Annotated in this window: 18 protein-coding genes; 8 read left to right on the top strand and 10 right to left on the bottom strand. The window is 54.1% G+C overall.

The window, feature by feature from the left end; all coding sequences use genetic code 11:
- Positions 1-67: 67 nt before the first annotated feature.
- Positions 68-1,750, top strand: coding sequence for a recombinase family protein (locus tag MCG44_RS05135; protein WP_199720393.1), 1,683 nt, complete (start codon positions 68-70; stop codon positions 1,748-1,750).
- Positions 1,751-1,872: 122 nt separating this feature from the next.
- Positions 1,873-2,619 (top strand): sulfite exporter TauE/SafE family protein, encoded by a 747-nt coding sequence (locus MCG44_RS05130; RefSeq protein WP_186852692.1) that lies wholly within the window; start codon positions 1,873-1,875, stop codon positions 2,617-2,619.
- A gap of 441 nt (positions 2,620-3,060) precedes the next feature.
- On the opposite strand, the gene MCG44_RS05125 is transcribed toward MCG44_RS05130, so the two are convergent.
- Positions 3,061-3,372: an MGMT family protein gene (locus tag MCG44_RS05125; RefSeq protein WP_240287128.1), complete on the bottom strand. Its 312-nt coding sequence runs from the start codon at positions 3,370-3,372 to the stop codon at positions 3,061-3,063.
- 170 nt (positions 3,373-3,542) lie between these two features.
- Between MCG44_RS05125 and MCG44_RS05120 the strand changes: the two genes are divergently transcribed.
- The 6 genes from MCG44_RS05120 to MCG44_RS05095 all read left to right on the top strand — a co-directional run bounded on the left by MCG44_RS05120 (position 3,543) and on the right by MCG44_RS05095 (position 10,837).
- Positions 3,543-4,556: an aldo/keto reductase gene (locus MCG44_RS05120; RefSeq protein ID WP_147570652.1), complete on the top strand. Its 1,014-nt coding sequence runs from the start codon at positions 3,543-3,545 to the stop codon at positions 4,554-4,556.
- Between the two features lie 1,351 nt (positions 4,557-5,907).
- Positions 5,908-6,693 carry a 5-oxoprolinase subunit B family protein gene (locus MCG44_RS05115; protein WP_240287126.1) on the top strand — a complete coding sequence of 262 codons (786 nt, stop codon included), beginning with the start codon at positions 5,908-5,910 and terminating at the stop codon, positions 6,691-6,693.
- Position 6,694: 1 nt separating this feature from the next.
- Positions 6,695-7,708, top strand: coding sequence for a biotin-dependent carboxyltransferase family protein (locus tag MCG44_RS05110; RefSeq protein WP_186852696.1), 1,014 nt, complete (start codon positions 6,695-6,697; stop codon positions 7,706-7,708).
- A gap of 250 nt (positions 7,709-7,958) precedes the next feature.
- Entirely contained in the window at positions 7,959-8,720 is a 762-nt protein-coding gene (locus MCG44_RS05105; protein WP_186852697.1) for a LamB/YcsF family protein, read from the top strand.
- 39 nt (positions 8,721-8,759) lie between these two features.
- Entirely contained in the window at positions 8,760-9,542 is a 783-nt protein-coding gene (locus MCG44_RS05100) for a putative hydro-lyase (protein ID WP_186852698.1), read from the top strand.
- 47 nt (positions 9,543-9,589) lie between these two features.
- On the top strand, positions 9,590-10,837 hold the full coding sequence (locus tag MCG44_RS05095; protein ID WP_186852699.1) for an Nramp family divalent metal transporter: 1,248 nt from the start codon (positions 9,590-9,592) through the stop codon (positions 10,835-10,837).
- 324 nt (positions 10,838-11,161) lie between these two features.
- Here the strand turns inward: MCG44_RS05095 and MCG44_RS05090 are convergent, their stop codons facing one another.
- The 9 genes from MCG44_RS05090 to fusA all read right to left on the bottom strand — a co-directional run bounded on the left by MCG44_RS05090 (position 11,162) and on the right by fusA (position 20,514).
- On the bottom strand, positions 11,162-11,836 hold the full coding sequence (locus MCG44_RS05090; RefSeq protein ID WP_240287124.1) for a hypothetical protein: 675 nt from the start codon (positions 11,834-11,836) through the stop codon (positions 11,162-11,164).
- A complete protein-coding gene (locus tag MCG44_RS05085) occupies positions 11,811-12,326 on the bottom strand; it encodes an RNA polymerase sigma factor (RefSeq protein ID WP_186852701.1) in 516 nt (171 codons plus the stop codon). The genes MCG44_RS05090 and MCG44_RS05085 overlap by 26 nt, the downstream gene beginning before the upstream one ends.
- A gap of 146 nt (positions 12,327-12,472) precedes the next feature.
- The gene (locus tag MCG44_RS05080; RefSeq protein ID WP_240287123.1) at positions 12,473-12,889 is read right to left on the bottom strand and encodes a CBS domain-containing protein; all 417 of its coding nucleotides are present in this window, start codon (positions 12,887-12,889) and stop codon (positions 12,473-12,475) included.
- Between the two features lie 107 nt (positions 12,890-12,996).
- Positions 12,997-13,782, bottom strand: coding sequence for an ABC transporter ATP-binding protein (locus MCG44_RS05075; protein ID WP_147570655.1), 786 nt, complete (start codon positions 13,780-13,782; stop codon positions 12,997-12,999).
- Positions 13,776-14,717 (bottom strand): ABC transporter permease, encoded by a 942-nt coding sequence (locus MCG44_RS05070; RefSeq protein ID WP_240287121.1) that lies wholly within the window; start codon positions 14,715-14,717, stop codon positions 13,776-13,778. The genes MCG44_RS05075 and MCG44_RS05070 overlap by 7 nt, the downstream gene beginning before the upstream one ends.
- Positions 14,718-14,793: 76 nt before the next feature.
- Complete coding sequence (locus MCG44_RS05065; RefSeq protein ID WP_147570657.1) at positions 14,794-15,903, bottom strand: ABC transporter substrate-binding protein; 1,110 nt, start codon at positions 15,901-15,903, stop codon at positions 14,794-14,796.
- Positions 15,904-16,414: 511 nt separating this feature from the next.
- The gene (locus tag MCG44_RS05060) at positions 16,415-17,014 is read right to left on the bottom strand and encodes a hypothetical protein (RefSeq protein WP_240287119.1); all 600 of its coding nucleotides are present in this window, start codon (positions 17,012-17,014) and stop codon (positions 16,415-16,417) included.
- A gap of 71 nt (positions 17,015-17,085) precedes the next feature.
- Positions 17,086-18,288: an elongation factor Tu gene (gene tuf, locus MCG44_RS05055; protein ID WP_147570659.1), complete on the bottom strand. Its 1,203-nt coding sequence runs from the start codon at positions 18,286-18,288 to the stop codon at positions 17,086-17,088.
- 117 nt (positions 18,289-18,405) lie between these two features.
- Complete coding sequence (fusA, locus tag MCG44_RS05050; protein ID WP_147570660.1) at positions 18,406-20,514, bottom strand: elongation factor G; 2,109 nt, start codon at positions 20,512-20,514, stop codon at positions 18,406-18,408.
- Positions 20,515-20,529: the final 15 nt, after the last annotated feature.

Genomic DNA, 20,529 nt, shown 5'->3' with positions numbered 1-20,529 from the left:
AAAAGAAAGCGCGGTATAATGAAGTTGGACTTCAATATCGTGTTTGACTGCCAGATAGGAGGTATTTATGTATTATCAGTCAAACACCGCTGCCGCGCTTCAATTCCCTTACACGGCTATGAGCTCCGAAGAACTTACAGCTTTGTATTGTCGCTTATCCCGTGATGATGAATTGCAGGGTGACAGCAATAGCATTGTAAACCAGAAAAAAATCCTGGAAAAGTATGCCCGTGAGCATGGATACAGCAATTTCAAATTCTATGTTGATGATGGCATCTCAGGTACGACCTTCAACCGCCCAGGCTTTCAGCAGATGATTGCAGACATTGAGGCTGGCCTTGTCAAGAGGGTCATCATCAAGGATATGTCACGTTTCGGACGTGATTATCTGCAAGTCGGCATGTATACGGAAATCATGTTTCCCGAACATGATATTCACTTTATTGCGGTGAATGATGGTGTGGACAGCACTCAGGGTGACAACGAGTTTATGCCCTTCCGCAATATCATCAATGAATGGTACGCTAAAGACACCAGCAAAAAAATCCGTGCCGTTATGAAAGTGAAAGGCAATGCAGGAGAACATTTGACTGTTTTGCCTCCGTATGGATACATGAAATCGTCTGATGACAAAAAGCAATGGGTGAAGGATGAAGAAGCCGCCCAGGTAGTTTATGAAATTGGTCTCTATATCATGGATGGTTTGGGACCCTCGCAGATTGCAAGAAAACTGACGGAAAGAAAAATTCTTACTCCGGCTGCTTACTATGCGAGCAAGGGCAGAACAACCAATGTCACAAAGAAAGGTTCTCCTTACGCTTGGGATTCTTCTACGATTGCCGACATCATGGACCGCTGGCGTGAATACCTGGGGCACACAGTTAATTTCAAAACCCGTAAAAAATCCTACAAGAGTAAAAAGACCTTGCACAATCCAGAAAGCGAATGGAAGATTTTTGATAATACCCACGAAGCCATCTGGACGGAGGCGATTGCCGATGCAGCAAGGCTCGCAAGGCAGACGCGGCGCCGACCCACAAAGATGGGAGAAATGGGTATGTTCTCCGGCATGATGTTCTGTGCCGACTGCGGCTCCATTATGTACCAATGCAGGGCAACCAATTTCCGGCGCGATCAGGAATACTATCTGTGTTCCGGCTATCGGAAAAGCCGTGATGTATGTGGGCAGACACATTCTATCCGAACTGTTATCCTGGAAGAATTGGTTCTGCAAAATCTGCGCGAGATCGTTTCCTTCGCATCACAGCGCAAAGACGATTTTGTGAAGATGGTCATGGATGCGGATATGCGCCAACGTAACCAAGATTTGGCAAAACGGCAGAAAACATTGGCCGATGCCGAAAAGCGGATTGCAGAGCTGGACACCATTTTCAAGCGGCTCTACGAAGATACTATTTCGGGAAAACTTTCTGACGAGCGTTTTCAAAAGCTCTCTACCGATTACGAGAAAGAGCAGCATCAGCTTCAAGATGTAGCGGCTGCTCTCCGTGATGAAATCGAAGCAGAGGAACAAAAAAGCGCCAATGTGGAAAGGTTTCTCTCCGTTGTAGAACGGTATACGGAAATTCCTGAATTAACCCCATGTATCTTACATGAGTTTGTCGAGAAGATCGTTGTCCATGCTGCCAGCGATCCGAAGGGCAAGAACCGCACTCAGGAAATTGACATCTACTATAAGGGCATTGGAGCTCTGGAAGTATCCAAAGTCACTTCATCAAGGCAAGAATGAGAAAAACGGCATAGCCGAAGCTATACCGTTTCTCTCTTGCCCCACGATGTTTTCTTATCGGGAGGCACCTTTGGGCCGCCCCGCTTTTCTTAAATGCCAAACTCGACGAAAAGGAGGGTAACATGAATCAGCCCCAGATTATGCTTCTTGTAGCAGTCATCAACTTTGCCGCCGCTTTTTTTCAAGGAGCTGCCGGTTTTGGCTACGCTCTAATGGCCATGGCCCTGATGCCCCTCTTTCTACCCATGTCTGTATGTTCCGCCATTTCCGCGGTGACTGTGGTTGTCATTGGTCTCCAGATGACCCTAGCCCTCTGTCGGGAACTGCAGTGGCGGCTGATTGTGTTGCCCGTGTTCTCCTGTCTGACCACCATCAATCTGGGCCTGTATCTACTGGACCAATTTGATGAACTTCTTCTGCGCATCATCCTAGCCTGTCTGCTTCTGTTGGTAACCGCTATTTTTTTCATCATGCGCCGCCGTCAACTGGTGCTGCCCAACCGCTGGTATACAGCTGTTGGTGCCGGGCTGATTACCGGAATTTCCACCGGCATGTTCAATATTGTGGGGCCTTTCTTTTTGGTCTATTATATGAATGTGTGCGAAACCCCCTTGAATATGAAAGCCAGCCTAGAGTTCAGCTTCCTTCTCTCCGGGCTCTATTCGAGCGCCATGCATCTGTTTGTCTATCACAACATCACGTTGGAGGCGGCACCTATGTTAGCCACCTCCGCAGCGGCAGCGCTGCTAGCCGGCGTACTTGGGTTGAAAGTGTTCCGGAAGATCGACAAGAACAAGATCTCACTGGTGGCCTATATCCTGTTGCCCCTCATGGCCGTCAATCTAATCATCACCGGACTGAGTGTCTGATCCCTTTTGTAAAGAGGAACCCAAGCGTACTTGGCTCCTGGGGTGGTCTTTCTGGGTGCGTGGCTGTGGTCCCTCCCTACTTATGTGCGGTCCAAGGGTCAGTGAACAGAACCGCTTTTCCTGTCTACTATGACCATGGCGGAGCACCGCACTTCTACGGCCATATAAGTTGAGCAGATTTTTTGCTTTTGTTAGCCATCCCTCTTCACAAAATCTGACTTTATCTACAAATCTGCCTATATATTTTTAGACTTTGCCGCAGAGCTTCTTTTCAATCGTCTCTGAGAAAGCAGACAATCCAGCTTTCGGTATCCCCTCTTTTGCTTTTTTCATCCAACTTTTTGGGAGAGACCGAGCCAGTCAGAGAAACAGCATGAACTCCGGTTGCTTTCCTATACTGAACAGTCAATGTTCCTGTGGGAGAGCCCCTGCACCAGGTTTCTATTCCTCTTCGCCGTACCACATACAGGCCGTCAGGTCCACCCCGCCATCCAGCCGGAAGGGCACCCCCTCCATCTCCAGCAGCAGGCGCTGACTCTCCTTTCCCAGAGGGGAGAAAGCGTCGCTCAGTCCCCCAAGGCGGTTGACCACCCGGTGGCAGGGCAAGTCCGCCGGCGCCCCATTCAGCGCACAGCCCACGATACGAGACAGCCTGGGATTGCCAAGCAACCTGGCAATCTGTCCATAAGTCGTTACTCGGCCATAGGGTATCCGGGCCGTGATCTCATAGACCCGCTGAAATACGTTGTCCAAACGGCTCCCTCCCGTACTGTGTCTTTTTCCCGATTATAGCACCCGGCCCCGTCGGTGTCTACCGTTGTCTCTTTTTCCGATAAAATGGGGCCTCCTACTTGACATCGGGGACGAACCGTCATTTAATAGAGGCCAGGGAGCATAATCCATAAGGAAAGGGAGGAATATCTATGACTACGATTACTCTGGGCGGTACCGGCATCCAGATCGAGAAAAATGGCTTCGGCTGCCTGCCCATTCAGCGTATCTCCCAGAAGGAGGCCGCCTATTTGCTGCGGAAGGCTGTGGACGGCGGCATGAATTATTTTGACACTGCCCGCTCTTACAGCGACAGTGAGGAAAAGATCGGCTACGCCTTTCAGGGGATTCGGGACAAGGTCATCCTCGCCACCAAGAGCCACGCCAAGACTGGCCAGGAGCTAAAGGAGCACCTGGAAACCAGCCTGCGGAACCTGCGCACCGACTACATTGACATTTACCAGTTCCATAACCCCGCCTTCTGCCCCAAGCCCGGCGGCGAGGATGGCTTGTATGATGCCGCCCTGGAGGCCAAGGCCCAGGGCAAGATCGGCCATATCTCCATCACCAATCACCGGCTGGCCGTGGCCCATGAGGCCATTGACTCCGGGCTGTACGCCACGCTCCAGTTCCCATACAGCTACCTGGCCGGGCCCCAGGAACAGGAGCTGGTGGACAAGTGCCAAAAGGTCGGGATGGGCTTTATCGCCATGAAAGGAATGGCCGGTGGCCTGATCCGAAGCGGGCTGGCCGCCGCCGCCTGGATGGCTCTGCAGCCCACTGTGGTTCCTATCTGGGGTGTTCAGCATGAGTGGGAGCTGGATCAGTTCCTGTCCGCTGTCCGGGAAACACCGGCCATGACCGAGGAGTACCAGCAGATCATCGACCACGACCGCAAGGAGCTGGCCGGCGACTTCTGCCGAGGCTGCGGCTACTGTATGCCCTGCCCTGTTGGCATCGAAATCAACCAGTGTGCCCGGATGTCTCTGATGCTCCGCCGGGCTCCGGAGGCCAGCTGGCTGTCTGACCAGTGGCAGGCGGAGATGAAGAAGATAGAGAACTGCCTACACTGTAATCAATGTAAATCAAAGTGTCCCTACGGTCTGGATACACCCAGGCTGCTGGCGGAAAACTATCAGGATTATAAGACCTACCTGGCTCGGTAACAACAAGGGGGGTCCACGGAGCAAGTTTTCATATCAAAAGTTGTCTCTCAGTTGGACCTAAAATGAATCACAGCAGCTTGTATAGGCGGCTTGGGACTTAGCGGTACACCCATAAGAACATAATTATTCGGTTACAGGACAGCATAGTGGATTGCTATGCTGTCCTGCTTTTTCTCCGCCTCTAATGGTCCGCTTGCCATCTTCTTGTTTCACTTCCCTGATAAAGTTCTAGACAATCTGTATCTTTTGTCCGCAGTGTCCACTTAACAATCCGGTACATAAACAATGGATTATGAAGCGCTGAAATCCCAGTCGTTGGCAAACTGTACTGCAGTTACCCCATGCCTTGTTTTGTACACAAAATTGTGTGTTTTAAAGCTATGGGCAAATATACCTGAAAGCATTTTCACAATTTATCTTTCCTCGGGAACTTATGACAGAGAAAAATCCGCTCACCCGGTATGATGATCTCAAGGAAAAGGAACTGCCCACCTTGGGAACACCAAAGGTGATGATCCGGGTTCCGGGCAGGGGAAAAAGCGGTTTAGAACACAACCTTGATCGCCATAGTTGCAGAAGGTCAGATTCAGGGTCTCTGTATACCTTACAGTTAACCGCGCCCTGTTTGAGACGGTGTAGAAATAGCTGGAATTGGGCTGACTGTGGTTAGAATCTGTAACCCCATTACCCACATATTCCCCTACTAGTACCTATTCGCCTGAGAGGTGCCTTGGGATATCTTCGGAGCAGCTCATGTTGATTAATTATATTGAAGTTCTCATCGTTGACATTCTCCCACAACAGCCAAACGCAGCGCACATTCTCTACCATTTGCACGGACTGTTCCGGCATCCATTTAGGATGACAGATCATTTTAAAGAGGACTCTTATCAGGCTGAGATACGATTATTTTTGGCGATCCTATACAGCGTATGTGAAGGGCATGTGCCGCATGGCAGATAGAAAAGTAGGGAGGCGCAAAAATATGAGACTTATTCATTAGAGAGAAGCAGCCCTTTTTTTATCTGTAAAAAAATAGGCCACAAAGATAAAATAGTAAAAGTTAGCAAATTAAAGTATTTCTTAAATACTCACAAACAGTCTTAAAGAAAGTGAAATTTTTTTGTTTATTGATTATATATTTTTTGAGATAACTCTATAATCTTATTCGTATTTTACTTTAACGTGGCAGAGATAGTAAAATGAGCCTGGATTAACATTCTAATTAGTTTATTAGGAAGTTATTTTGCTGGGCCTAGCAATCTTGACGCAACTCTGGTGCCCATGAGATTGTGTTGGGTTGCGTGTTATGAGCCCCTGCCCTGTTATTGGAAGGGAGAATGCTGAAGTTATGGCTGAATTTGTGATCAAGCCTGTAGGCGACTGTGCCCTGTGCGCTGAGTTTAAAAATGAGATCAGTGTAGCCGTCAACCAGCAGGTCCATGCACTGGATAAAGCACTGTCCACCGCCCATATTCCGGGTGTGGTGGAAACAGTGCCTGCATACCGGACGCTGATCGTCTATTACAGGCCTGAAGTGGTGCGATATGAGGAATTGAAGGCCTGTATCTTAGCCTTGACTGACTTCTCAGAAAGCAAGGCCAGCGTTGGTGGCCAAGTCATCGAACTGCCGGTGCTTTATGGAGGAGAAGTGGATCTGGATCCAAACGCCCCACACTATGATGGCTGGGACGGACGGGAAACGGCCCCAGACCGAGAGGATGTGCTGGCTCATGAGAAGATCACCTGGGACGAGTTTGTTCACCGCCACTCAGCTAATTTGTGCTACATCTATTTCCAGGCCTTTGCCATCGGTCACTCCTATGTGGGCAATCCGGTCAAGACCTTCACCGTTCCTCGTCGGACCACTCCGCGGACCAAGATACCTCAGGGCTCTATTGCCATCTGGGCGGACCAGACGGTGCTCAATGGCTTCGATCTTCCCTGTGGCTGGCAGGTGGTGGGCCGTACACCCGTAATACTCTATGATGATAAAAAAGATCCGGCCTCATTTTGCCTGTCCGGGCAGTGGCTCAAGTTCGTACCTATTGACCAGGTGGAATACGCCAGGATTCGGAAACTGTCCCTGGCCGGTGAATATCAACCGGTTACCTACGAAAGAAAGGTAGGTGAGTAACATGGGACTCAAAGTGATCTCTCCTGGTCCTCTGACCAGCGTTCAGGATGAAGGCCGCTTTGGCCACCAGCGCATTGGAATGTCCCCCGCGGGAGCTATGGATCTCCACTCAATGCGCCTGGCTAACCTGCTGGTAGGCAATGACCTGGGTGAGGGCGTTCTTGAAATGACTTTTTTGGGCCCTAAGCTCCAGTTTACCCAGGACAATGTGTTCGCGTTAACTGGCGCTGATATGGGCGCTACATTGGATGGAGTTCCTGTCCCACTAGGGCAGGCCTGGCCAGCTAAGGCAGGCAGCGTACTCCAGATAGGGCCAGCCCGCGCAGGCTGCCGAGGTTATCTGGCTGTGGCTGGGGGATTGGATGTCCCGGTTCTCTATGGAAGTAAATCCACCTTGCTCCGATCTGGACTTGGCGGATTTCAGGGCAGAAAGCTGGCTGCCGGAGATACCATTCCCTTTGCCTCTCCTAGGGCCCAGATTCCAAATCTGGCGGTCCGCCGTCTGCCACCTCAACCCCCTATTTCCAAAGAAATTACTGTCCGGGTCATATTAGGTCCCCAGGACGACCGATTTACTAAGGAAGGACTGGATACCTTTTTAAACAGCACCTTTACCGTGGATGAGAAATCTGACCGTATGGGATACCGACTCAACGGACCCAAGGTAGAGCACAGCACGGATGCCAACATCATCAGCGACGGCATTCCCTTGGGCGCAGTCCAGATACCCGGCAGCGGACAGCCCATCATCATGATGAGTGAGCACCAGGGCTCCGGCGGCTATACCAAGATCGCCAATATCATCTCGGTGGATATCCCCCTGGTCGCTCAGTGCGCTCCCGGTGATAAAATTCGGTTCCAAGCGATCAAGTTGGATCTGGCGCAGGAACTTTATCTGGCTCAGAGGGCCCAGTATGAGCGGTTACGTCAGGTCTATGACCAGGACTTTAAGTCCATCTACCGGGTAAGCGTCAATGGCAACACTTACTGTGTAGGCATTTCCCCAGCAAAATGAAAAGGCCGCTTGGATCCACAGATTCCATCTGAAAAGTTTTAGGATTCTTATAGAAATAGGTATAAGTAAGACCTCGGCTTTTAGAATGTGCTACAGAATCATTTGAGATATCACAAATCCCATTGACTATCTTTGGATACAGGTCTATACTGTAGGCGGCAAAGGCAAAGACGTCTTTCGGGATATATCCTGACAAGATGTCTTTGCCTTTTTGTATTTTCGTCTGAAAACAGAAGCAAGGAGGAACCATATGTACCAAGTAGATCTGAACAGCGACCTGGGTGAAAGCTTCGGCAACTATACCCTGGAAGCAAATGACGAGATCATGCGCCATGTGTCTTCAGCCAATGTGGCCTGCGGCCTCCATGCCGGTGATCCAGTGGTTATGGCTCACACGGTGGCTCTGGCCAAAGAGTACGGCGTGGGCGTGGGTGCACACCCCAGTTACCCTGATCTGCAGGGTTTCGGACGGCGGCGGATGATTATGAAAAAGGAAGAGTTACGGGACTTTATTACTTACCAGATCGGTGCCCTTTACGCCTTTACCAAGGCTGCCGGTGTCCCTCTGCTCCACATTAGTGCCCACGGCGCCCTGGGAAACGTAGCCCAGGCCGATATGGATACCGCCCGCGCGGTATGTGAGGCCACCGCCAGCTTCGACGATTCTATCCGTATTCTGTACTACGGCAACTCCTGCCTGAAGGATGTAGCGGACCACATGGGGCTTCCAACTGTATCCTTGGCCTTTGCGGACCGGGGTTATATGGAGGATGGCTCACTAGTCCCCCGGGGACAGCCCGGCGATATGATCAAAGATGCGGACCAAGCCGTGGCCCGGGTGATCCGGATGGTCAAGGAGGGGAAGGTCACCACCTCTGCTGGGAAGGATATCGGCATCAAGGCAGAGAGCATTCTGGTCCATGGTGACGGAGCCCACGCAGTGGAATTTGTGTTAGCCTTGAAAGCCGCTTTCCATCGTGAAGGCATCCAGATCAAAAACTTTGCCCAATGATGACTGCGGAGCAGAGATATGGCAGAAAGGACGGATATCATGCAAGACTACAGTTCCCTCTCTCCCGCTGAGTTGCGGGCGAAATTCCGCACTGGGGAGTTAGTGCTCCCCACCGCCGGGCTGTGCCCTGGTTACATCCAGGGCAACTTGGTTATCCTGCACCGCCGCTATGGCGAAGATTTCCTCCAATTTATGAAGCAGAATCCTAAGCCCTGCCCCATCTTAGAGGTCTTTGACCAAGGCTCTCCCATCTCTCACAAGATGGCGGAGGGGGCTGATATCACTACGGATATCCCTCTCTACCGCATCTACCGTAACGGTGTATTCGAGGAGGAAGTCAAGGATGTCAGCGGCTATTGGAATGAGGACATGGTAGGCTTCCTCATTGGCTGCAGCCTCACCTTTGAATCCAGGCTGGTGGAAGCCGGTATCCCGCTAAAGCACTACGAAGAGAATAAGCGGGTTCCTATGTTTGATACCAATATCGCCTGCAAGCCTAGTAAGCTGTTCCACGGCAATTATGTGGTGTCCATGCGCCCGGTCAAGAAGGAACTGGTGGACTTGGCTGTCAAAATCACAGAACCCATGGACTACGCCCACGGCGCTCCCGTCCAGATTGGCGATCCTGATGCCATCGGTATCAAGGATGTGCTCCACCCTGATTATGGTGATCCGCTGGATATCGGTCCTGACGAGGTTCCAGTCTTTTGGGCCTGCGGTGTCACACCCCAGAACGTAGCCACTCAGGCTAAACCTGACCTTCTGATCTCTCATTCCCCAGGCTATATGCTCATCAGCGACATAGACAGCAGCAAGTTGTAAGGAGAACATCAGCCCCCTAAAATCTAAAAGGAAATGGAGTACAACGTATGAACGAAGCGAAAAAGCCCAGCGCGATGGACTATTTGAAAGCCGTTGGCCCCGCCATCGTCATCTCAGCCGTTGTGGTCGGACCCGGCAGTGTCACCACCGCTTCTTCCATGGGCGCCAGCTATGGCTACAAGCTCCTGTGGGTCATTATCCTGGCCGCCCTAGCCTCTTTCTTTTACCAGTTGCCCGCTATCCGCGTGGCTCTGGCCAAGGAAGTCACCATCATGGAAGCGGTGCGTATGCGCTTCGGTAAAATATGGGCAATGGTCCTGTACTACTGCATCATGTTCGGCTGCCTGATTTTCCAGGCGGGCAACTTCACCGGCGCCGCTATGGCTATGAACTACTTTGTCCCTCAAATCTCTCTGATCGCATGGGCGGCTATCATGATTGGGCTGGCGTTTGTGCTGGCCTGGACCTCCCGCTACGGCATTCTGGAAAGCTTTACCAAGGTACTGGTCATTCTGATGGTCGTCGCCTTCGTCGCCACCGCTATTGGTTCTCAGCCCAATATGTCTGACCTGGTGTCCGAGGGTTTCTCCTTCCAGATTCCTAATGGTGACTACATGCTAGTCCTGGCTATGCTGGCCACCACCATGGTACCGGACATCCCGGTTTCCCTGTCCGCCTTGCACAAGCAGCGCTACTTCAAGAAGGGCTCCTTCGAGGCCGGTCTGCCTCAGGAAACTAAAATGAAGATGGCCCACTTCGATCTGGTGTTTGGCTGCATCGTCACCGCCCTAATCACCAGCGCTATCGTTGTCTGTTCAGCCACTAACCTGTTCCCCCTAGGTATCACTGTCAGCAGCGCCTCCGACATGGCCGCTCAACTGACTCCTATTCTGGGCCGCTATGCCGGTATTCTGTTCTCTCTGGGCCTATGGGCCGCCGCCTTCTCCTCCGGTCTGTTCCGCATTGAGTTGTTACCTATGTTGTATAATCAGGCCACCGATCAGGAAGAGGATATGAAGGCTCCTCGCAGCCGTCTCTGGATGATCCTAGGTGCCGGTATTCCCCTGATTTTCATCTTCCTATTCGGAGCCTCCCCCGCGGAACTGGTCATCATGGCCCAGGCCTTGAACGGTCTGTTGCTGCCTATTATCTGCGGCATTATCTGGAGAATCACCTCGGATAAGAAGTTCATGGGTGACCACGCTAATCGACTTTACCTAAACATCATCTTTGCTGTCATCTTTGTGGTCACAGTTCTGTTGGCTATCCGTGTATTCATCAATCTGATTGGTTAATCTGCTGCCACTGTCGTCTGAAGAGCTGAATCTAGGGTCTGGAATCTTATGTGCCACAAGATAAAAGAATACATACAGAGATCTGGCGCATAAAAATTGGAATGAAGGGGGACTATGTCCCCCTTCATTCTCATTTTAAGGGTAAGATTTATGGATGGAACTGCGTAGTTGCTGGTTTCATTGGCACGACTGGCGCCACAGACTTACCAGCCCGACATAAAAAGTCCTAGAGGAAGTGCTATGATAAAGCGACATCTGGAAGATATGAGACAGAAAAACTTCTTGGAACCCTATCTCTCCCACTGGACACGCCCTCGCTGTTTGTCATTTCTGGTTCAGTGTTCCCGATGTCCGTGGGCTGGCGTCATTCTCACCGTTCCCGATAATGGTAACCATGCCGTCTTCCTGCTCCGCCTCGACCTGTTCAAAAGGAAGCCCGTTCATAAAGGAGCCGCCCAGTGCGTCCTCTACGGTTTCACTGTCATAGTAGACGGTCCCGTACTCCTCTCCATCGGCCTCCCCAATGGACACGGCCATCTCCCACTTCTCCACGTTACCCTCCACCGTGACTCTCAAATGAGTTCCGAATGTAGTCCTGTCGTACACATAGCTGCCGTCTGCCTCAAGCTCCTCTGTGATATCCACTTCCTCCCCGTTTACTACCAGAATAGCCCGTCCATCCCTGTTTTCTACCGTGGCCTGGGGTACTTCTAAGGTGGTAATATGCTCGCCGGTATCCATGATCATGTCCTGTCGGTATTGGTCCACCTTGATGACGGACACGATCTGTCCGAATATCTCCTGGGCGGCCTCTGGGTTGGCTGCCCCCACCCCCACTACCATCATAGTGATGGCGGCGCAGGCCACCAATATGGTCCGCATAGTTCGGCGGGAGTTCTTACGGTCCTTGTTTTCAGTCATGGCTATGATCTCCTTGATCTTTTCCTCGGAAGCGTTGAGCTCCCGGCATGCGTTACGGTACACTTTGGGGTCGAACATAGACACTTCCCTCCTTCTCTTCCTCCTCGGACAATTCCTTTCGCAGCCGGGCCCGGGCCCGGAGCAGCCAGGTCTGCACCGTGGATGGATTGGCACGCAGGGCGGCGGCCGTCTCGGCCACACTCAGCCCCTCGTAATAGTAGAGATATATGACCAGCCTGTATTTCGGCTCCAGGGCCATCACCGCCCCCATCAGCTCCGCCCGCTCCCGGTCCTCGGGTGCGGTCAGCTCATGCCATTCCTCCAGCGGGACGGCAGTGCGCCGCCAAAAAGAGCGGAGCATTTTGCGGCTCTCGTTCACCGATACCCGCAGGAGCCAATGCTTCATATGGTCCTCGCTCTCAAACTCTGCTTTCTGCTCAAAAAGCCGAAGCAGGACCGTCTGCATCACGTCCTCGGCGTCTTCCCGGCAGCCCAGAGCGTGGTAGGCCACCCGATAGATCATGTCGCCATAGGTCTGAGCCGCCCGGCTGAACTCTTCCTGGGTCAAAGCCGCTCACCTCCTTGGAAGTCTCTGTTTGAAAGGCCTTTCATTCAGTAATATCCGCCAGAGGCGGTAAAAATCTCACCACAAAAGAAAAAATTTGGGGCCGCCACATCTGTGGCGGCCCTGTGAAGGTTCAGCAGCAGATCCTGTTACGTATGGGCAGCGGGCTGCTCCACGTTCAGGACAGTAAGTCTTTTGATGATATTTTGGCGGGTCACAATGCCCACAAAAGCGCCTCGGTCGTCCACCACGGGGATAAAGCTCTGGCGCAGAGCGCGCTCCACCAGTTCCTCCAGGGCCACATCGATGCGTACCGCCGGATTGAAGCCGGGGCGGATTACCCTGCGGAGGGGCTGCTTCTCCTGAGTTTGGATATCCCCGCTCCCCTGGTCCAACAGGCACCAGAGGAAATCCCCCTCGCTGACTGTACCCACATAGCTCCCATCCTTGGCCAGCACTGGGATAGCGGTATAGCCGTGGAAACGGAGCTTCTCCAGCCCCTGGCGGATGGTCCAGTCCTCATAGAGCCAGGCCACGTTTGTCTTTGGTGTCAGCAGAGATATCACATTCAATACTCTCAATCCTTTCCGGCGGGGAGGCCCCCTATATCTCTATGGACAGGATAGCACAGATTGAGGCAAAAGTCTGTAAAAAAACTGTGAAATCTGCCCTCTCAGGAGAGCAAAATACGGTCGTTGTCCAGGCCCCTGCCCACCCCTGCCTTGAAGCGTGCCAGCAGGTCAGACACTGTCATTCCCTTCCGCTCCTCCCCCTGGATGTCCAGCACGACGCGGCCGGAGTCCATCATCAGGGTGCGATTGCCCAGCTCCAGTGCCTGCTGCATATTGTGGGTGACCATCAGGGTGGTGATCCTGTTTTCCGCCACCACCTCCCGTGTGATCTTCAACACCTTCTCCGCCGTGGCAGGATCCAGGGCGGCGGTGTGCTCATCCAATAAGAGAAGCCATGGCGGATTCATGGTAGCCATGAGCAGGGTCAGGGCCTGGCGCTGTCCGCCGGACAACAGCCCCACCGGCTGCTTGATTCGGTCCTCCAATCCCATATCCAGCAGAGCCAGCTGGTCCCGGAATCGCTGTTTGTCCTTCTGTGTCAGGGGGGCGAACCAGCCACCGCTCCCGGCGGCCAGGGTCAGGTTTTCTTCAATCGTCATGTGGGGCGCAGTCCCCCGCATGGGGTCCTGGAACAGCCGTCCAATATGCTTGGATCGCTTGTGCTCGGCCATAAAAGTGATATCCTGGCCGTCCACGAGGATGCAGCCGCTATCCACGAGAAAGCTGCCGGCGATGGCGTTAAACAGGGTGGACTTTCCCGCCCCGTTGGAGCCTACGATGGTGACGAAGTCTCCCCGCTCCAGGTGGAGGTCCACCTGGTCTAAGGCCTTCTTCTCATTCAGCGTTCCTGGATTGAAGGTCTTGGAGATGTGGTCCAGCTTCAGCATTTGACTCCGCCCCCTCTCTTTCTGGCAGCCAGCTTCTGCCGCTGCAGCGCGATCAGCTTTCTTCCCTGTGGGGCGGCGATGGCCACGGCCACAATCAGGGCAGACACCAGCTTGAAGCCCTCGGTAGGCACGATGCTGGTACTGATAGCGACGGCGATGATGATGCGGTACAGACAGGCCCCCAGAATGACTCCGAACACCCGGCGGGGAATGGAGCCCCGACCCATTAAGCTTTCCCCGATGATCAGGGAGGCCAGGGCAACTGTCACCATTCCGGTACCCAAATTGATGTCACAGCTCTTGTTTAGAAGTCCAATCAGGCAGCCCGCCAGCCCTGTGAAGGAATTGGACAGACACAGTCCCACAGTAATGGTAAAGGAGGGGTTGATGGAGGAAGCCCGGACCATGTCCGCGTTGTCCCCTGTGGCCCGGATAGACAGGCCCAGCCGGGTGCGAAAAAAAAGGACTACCAACAGGGCGGCCACCAGAAGGATCACCGCCAGCACCACCAGCTCATGCCACTTAGCCCACCACTCCCAGGGAAAAAGCTCCTTGCACAGCGTAAATAGGGAATCACTGCCGTAGATAGACAGGTTGGAGGACCAGCCCATCACCGCCAGGTTGACGGTGTACAGCCCTGTGTTGACGATGATGCCGGCCAGGATGCTCTCCACCCCAAGCTTGGTCTGGAGAAAGGCGGTGACAAAGCCGGAGCAGGCTCCAGCCAGCATGGCGGCGGGCAGGGCCAGCAGGGGATGCCCGGCCAAAGTGACAGTTGCCCCTACGGCAAACCCCAGAGTATAGCAGCCATCTGTGGACAGGTCGGCAATATTAAGAATCGAGAAGCTAATGAACAGGGCCATGGCCACCAGGGAGTAGATCGCCCCCACCTCTAGTGCAGTCTGGAGGGCTGGCAGGGATAAAATAGCGGGCACAGGGATTCCTCCTTATGGCGGTACTGGGGACGCCGCCCAGTGCGGCGTCCCCAGACCGAGGTTTTACAGAATGGACTCAGCTGAAGCTCTGGGCGGTGGTAATCTCCACCACGCCGATACCAAGGGTGGCAAAGGCAGCCTTCACATCATCTAGGCTCAGACCGATGGCCTCACAGGTTTCTGTGTTGATGGTGGCCGCTTCGTGGGCCAGGATGACCACAGGAGTGGTGGCGGGGTCAGCCCCGTTCACCAGCAGGTCCACCACCATATCGGCGGTCTCGGCCCCCAGATCGTCATAGTCAACGCCGTACCCAAAGAAAGCGCCATTCAGGGCGAAAGAGTTGGCACCGGTATAGTGAGGGATCTTAGCCTCGTTCAGCTTCTCAAAAATAGACAGTTCGGCCTGCATCACGGTGTTATCCGTTGGGGTGAAGATGGCCTCCACACCGGCGCTGATCAAGGCGTCCACAGCGGAGTTGACCTCGTCAGTATTGGTGCCGGTTTTTTCCACATAGGAGATACCGCTGGCATCCAGGAAGGCCTTAGCCTCCTCGATAGGCTTCTTGGAGGAATCCTCAGACTTGGAGTAGAGCAGGCCCACGGTCTGGATGTCGGGGTCTACGGCCAGCATCATCTTCATGATCATCTCGGTGTTCAGGGCGTCGCTGACACCGGTGATGGTACCGCCAGGAGCGTCCATGTCCTGGACCAGATTAGCGGTGACAGGATCGGACACCGCAGCGAAGATGATTGGGATGTCCTCATCGGTGACTACAGACTGCATCACCTGGGCGGCCGGCGTAGCGATGGGCACGACCACATCTACCCCGTCAGCCACCAGTTGGGCGGCGATCTGATTGAGTGTGGTGCCGTCCCCCTGCCCATTATAGGTATAGTCGGCGTAATTGAAGGTCACTCCCAGCTCGGCGCTCTTGGCATCCAGCTCCTTCTGGACGTTCTTCTCGATCTGATCCAGAGAGGCGTGGTCCATATACTTGACCAAGCCGATCTTATACTCCGTCTTTGCAGCAGAGGCGGAACTTCCTCCCGCGGCGGTCCCATCAGAACTGGAAGCGCCAGAGCTGCCGGAGTCATTTCCGGCTCCTGTGCAGGCGGCCAGGGTCAGCGCCAGGGACAGGGACAGGGCCGCAGCCAGGAGCTTCTTCAAAGTGCTGTTCTTTTTCATGGTATTTACCTCCATTATTTGCCCGGTTTGGGCTTAGATTGGTTTGGGTGGGTGATGGAGGGGCCGTTGCCGGCGGCCTTTGTTTCAGAGTATAAAAAAACAGCCCCCTATCCCACATAATATGGGACAAGAGCTGTACTCCTGCGATACCACCCAAATTGACGTTTGCACGTCCGCTCGCTTCACGCGCCATCACGCGTGCCCGATGGATAACGGGTGGGTCCCCGTCGGCATCTACTAGGTCTCCCGTTCAAGCCGCCCTCGAAAGTCCATTCACTCGGCCGCTCCCCGCCCCGATCTCACCCTCCGGGACTCTCTTCAGGTTTGCTGCACCGGCTACTCCTCTTTCTCAAAGGTTTACCGCTGTCTAATTGTTGGAATTATTATAGCCGCTCCCCGTCCCCTTGTCAACCCCCCTCTTGAAAAAATATTGTGGGAGCTTTCAACGTCCTATCCATCCATACGAATAATGGGGGCGTTCTCCCCTCAGGTCAAACGCCCCCAAACCAGGTCAGATGAGAAATTCGCTGCTCTGCTTGAGATAACGCAGATAATACACCAACGCCACCAGGGATATTGCCAAACTTGCAAACACCGAGATTAAGGGCAAGATGAGTGACGGAGAATCCAAGAGACTGCCAGAAAGCAGCAGGCACAACAGCGTAATCCCCCCGGACAGGAACGCTGCCCCAAAGGAAATGAGCTGCCATCTCCATGCCCTTTTTCCCAGCTCCATCTGGCCGGCAGCGCCCCTTGACTGTAAAACCGCATTGGTCCCCTTAATTACAAAGTAAGTCATGAGCAGGTTGCAGATATCCTGGGCCATGCTCATCAGGGCACCGAATATTGTTTCATCATTGGCGAACAGGCCGACTACAAACACGATGACCAGAGTGATTACTGCGTTCCTATATGCCCGGTGCTCACTGCGCAGCTTCACCAGGCCCACTAACGAAATGACCGTCCCCCCCAAGACCGCCATTGACACTAAAAATACCAAGGGCGGGATAATCCACGCAAGGATCGTACATAGAATACTGGCAATTATAATTATATTGCCTACATACATCAGCCTCAGGGACTGGGCCACTTTTTCGTAGTTATATTCCACACCGCTCGCCTCCTGCTTCATAATAGAAAAAGAGCGGGCCTCTTCAGAAGTCCGCTCTTTTGATAGGAAACTTACTCGTTGATGCCGATGACGACGCCGGAACCCACGGTACGGCCGCCCTCACGGATGGCGAAACGCAGGCCCTGCTCGATGGCGATGGGGGTGATCAGCTCCACGTCCATGTCCACGTTGTCGCCGGGCATGCACATCTCAGTGCCCTCGGGCAGAGTGATAATGCCGGTCACGTCGGTGGTACGGAAGTAGAACTGGGGCCGGTAGTTGTTGAAGAAGGGGGTGTGACGGCCGCCCTCGTCCTTGGACAGGACGTAAACCTGGCCCTTGAACTTGGTGTGGGGATGGATGGAGCCGGGCTTGCACAGCACCTGGCCACGCTCGATGTCGGTCTTAGCGATACCGCGCAGCAGGCAGCCAGCGTTGTCGCCAGCCTCGATGAAGTCCAGAGTCTTGCGGAACATCTCCATGGAGGTGACCACGGTGCTCTTCTTCTCCTCGGACAGGCCCACGATCTCGACGGTCTCGCCGGCCTTCAGCTGGCCACGCTCCACACGGCCGGTAGCCACGGTGCCGCGGCCGGAGATGGTGAACACGTCCTCGACGGGCATCAGGAAGGGCAGAGAGTCATCACGGGGAGGAGTGGGGATATACTCGTCGACAGCATCCATCAGCTCCTTGATGCAGGCGAAGTCGGGATCATTCACATCGCCAGACTCGCAGGTCAGAGCGTTCAGAGCGGAACCCTTAATGATGGGGATCTCATCGCCGGGGAACTCATAGGAGGACAGGGTCTCACGGACCTCCATCTCCACCAGCTCCAGCAGCTCCTCGTCGTCCACCTGGTCACACTTGTTCAGGAAGACAACAATAGCGGGCACGCCTACCTGACGGGCCAGCAGGATGTGCTCCTTGGTCTGAGCCATGGGGCCGTCGGTAGCGGCAATAACCAGGATAGCGCCGTCCATCTGAGCAGCGCCGGTGATCATGTTCTTGATATAGTCGGCGTGGCCGGGGCAGTCGACGTGGGCGTAGTGACGCTTGTCAGTCTCATACTCCACGTGGGCAGTGTTGATGGTGATGCCGCGCTCGCGCTCCTCAGGAGCCTTGTCGATGCTGGAGTAATCCTCATACTGGGCCTTGCCCTGCAGAGCCAGGTACTTGGTGATGGCGGCAGTCAGGGTGGTCTTGCCGTGGTCAACGTGACCGATGGTGCCGATGTTTACATGGGGCTTAGTACGCTCAAATTTTGCCTTAGCCATTGGAATTTCCTCCTTATATTACAGTTATAGACGTAACTTGCGTGGGTTCCATCGCATCAGGGACATTTTATCCTATTCTGAGCGCAAATGCAACCCTATTTTCCAACACACCCGGAATTAATCCTGGGTGTTGCGGCCGCGCTCGGCAATGATCTTGTCGGCGATGCTCTTGGGGATCTCCACATAGCTGTGGGGCTCCATAGAGTACTGGCCACGGCCCTGGGTGCTGGAACGCAGGTCGGTAGCATAGCCAAACATATTGGCCAGAGGCACCAGGGCGTCGATCTGGGTGGCGCCGGGACGGCTCTCCTGGCCCTGGATCTGGCCGCGGCGGCTGTTCAGGTCACCGATGACATTGCCCAAATAGTCGTCGGGCACGATGACGGAAACCTTCATGATGGGCTCCAGCAGAATGGGTGTGGCCTTGCGGCAGGCCTCTTTGAAGGCCATGGAGCCGGCAATCTTAAATGCCATCTCAGAGGAGTCCACCTCGTGGTAGGAGCCGAAGGTCAGGTGTACCTTCACATCCACTACCGGGTAGCCGGCCAGAACACCGGCCTGCATGGCTCCCTGGATACCAGCGTCAACGGCGGGGATATACTCCTTGGGGATGACGCCGCCGGTGATCTCGTTCAGGAACTCATAGCCCTTGCCGGACTCGTTGGGCTCCACCGTGATGCGGACGTGGCCGTACTGGCCCTTACCGCCGGACTGACGGGCATACTTGGTATCCTGCTCCACGCTCTTCTTGATGGTCTCCTTATAGGCCACCTGGGGAGCGCCTACATTGGCTTCCACCTTGTACTCCCGGAGCAGACGGTCCACGATGATCTCCAGATGGAGCTCGCCCATACCGGCGATAATAGTCTGGCCGGTCTCCTCGTCGGTGTAGGTCTTGAAGGTGGGGTCCTCCTCGGCCAGCTTCATCAGGGCAATGCCCATCTTCTCCTGACCGGCCTTGGTCTTGGGCTCAATAGCCACACGAATCACGGGTTCGGGGAACTCCATGGACTCCAGAATGATGGGAGCCTTCTCGTCGCAGAGGGTGTCGCCGGTGGTGGAATTCTTCAGGCCGATCACGGCGGCGATGTCGCCGGAGTAGCAGCACTCAATGTCCTCCCGGTGGTTGGCGTGCATCTGCAGGATGCGGCCAATGCGCTCTTTCTGCCTCTTAGTGGAATTCAAAACGGTGGTGCCGGTGTTCAGCACGCCGGAGTAAACACGCACAAAGGACAGGCGGCCCACAAAGGGATCGGTGGCGATCTTGAAGGCCAGAGCGGAGAAGGGGGCGTTGTCGTCAGCGGGACGCTCATCCTCCTCCTCAGTATCAGGGTTGACACCTTTAATGGCGGGGATGTCGATGGGAGAGGGCATATAGTCCACAATGGCATCCAGCAGCTTCTGCACACCCTTGTTTTTGTAGGAGGTGCCGCACACCACGGGGACCATCAGGTTATCGATGGTGCCCTTACGGATGGCGCGACGGATCATATCCTCAGGAACAGGCTGCTCCTCCAGGACAAGTTCCATGATCTCCTCATCAATGTCGGCACAAGAGTCCAGCAGCTTGGTGCGGTACTCCTGGGCCAGCTCCATCATATCGTCGGGGATCTCCTCCACCCGCATATCCTTGCCTACCTCGTCGTAGTAGACGTCAGCCTTCATCTCCACCAGGTCGATGATGCCCTTGAAGGTCTCCTCCTTGCCGATGGGGAGCTGGATGGGCACGGCGTTGCACTTCAGACGGTCGTGGATCATGTTGAGCACGTTGTAGAAGTCGGCGCCCATAATGTCCATCTTGTTGACGTAGATCATACGGGGGACCTTATAATGGTCGGCCTGGCGCCAGACAGTCTCAGACTGAGGCTCCACACCACCCTTGGCGCACATGACGGTCACAGAGCCGTCCAGCACGCGCAGGGAGCGCTCCACCTCCACGGTGAAGTCCACGTGGCCCGGGGTGTCGATGATGTTGATACGAGTCTGGGGGAACTGATCCTTGGTTCCCTTCCAGTAGCAGGTGGTGGCGGCGGAGGTGATGGTAATGCCGCGCTCCTGCTCCTGGGCCATCCAGTCCATGGTGGCGGTACCCTCATGGGTCTCGCCAATTTTGTAGTTGACGCCGGTGTAGTAGAGAATACGCTCGGTAGTGGTAGTCTTACCCGCGTCAATGTGGGCCATGATACCAATATTGCGGGTATTCTCCAAAGAAACTTTTCTAGGCATACTTTGTCTCCTCTT

The sequence above is a fragment of the Lawsonibacter sp. OA9 genome (assembly GCF_022440585.1).
This window is presented reverse-complemented; position numbering and strand designations above follow the sequence as displayed.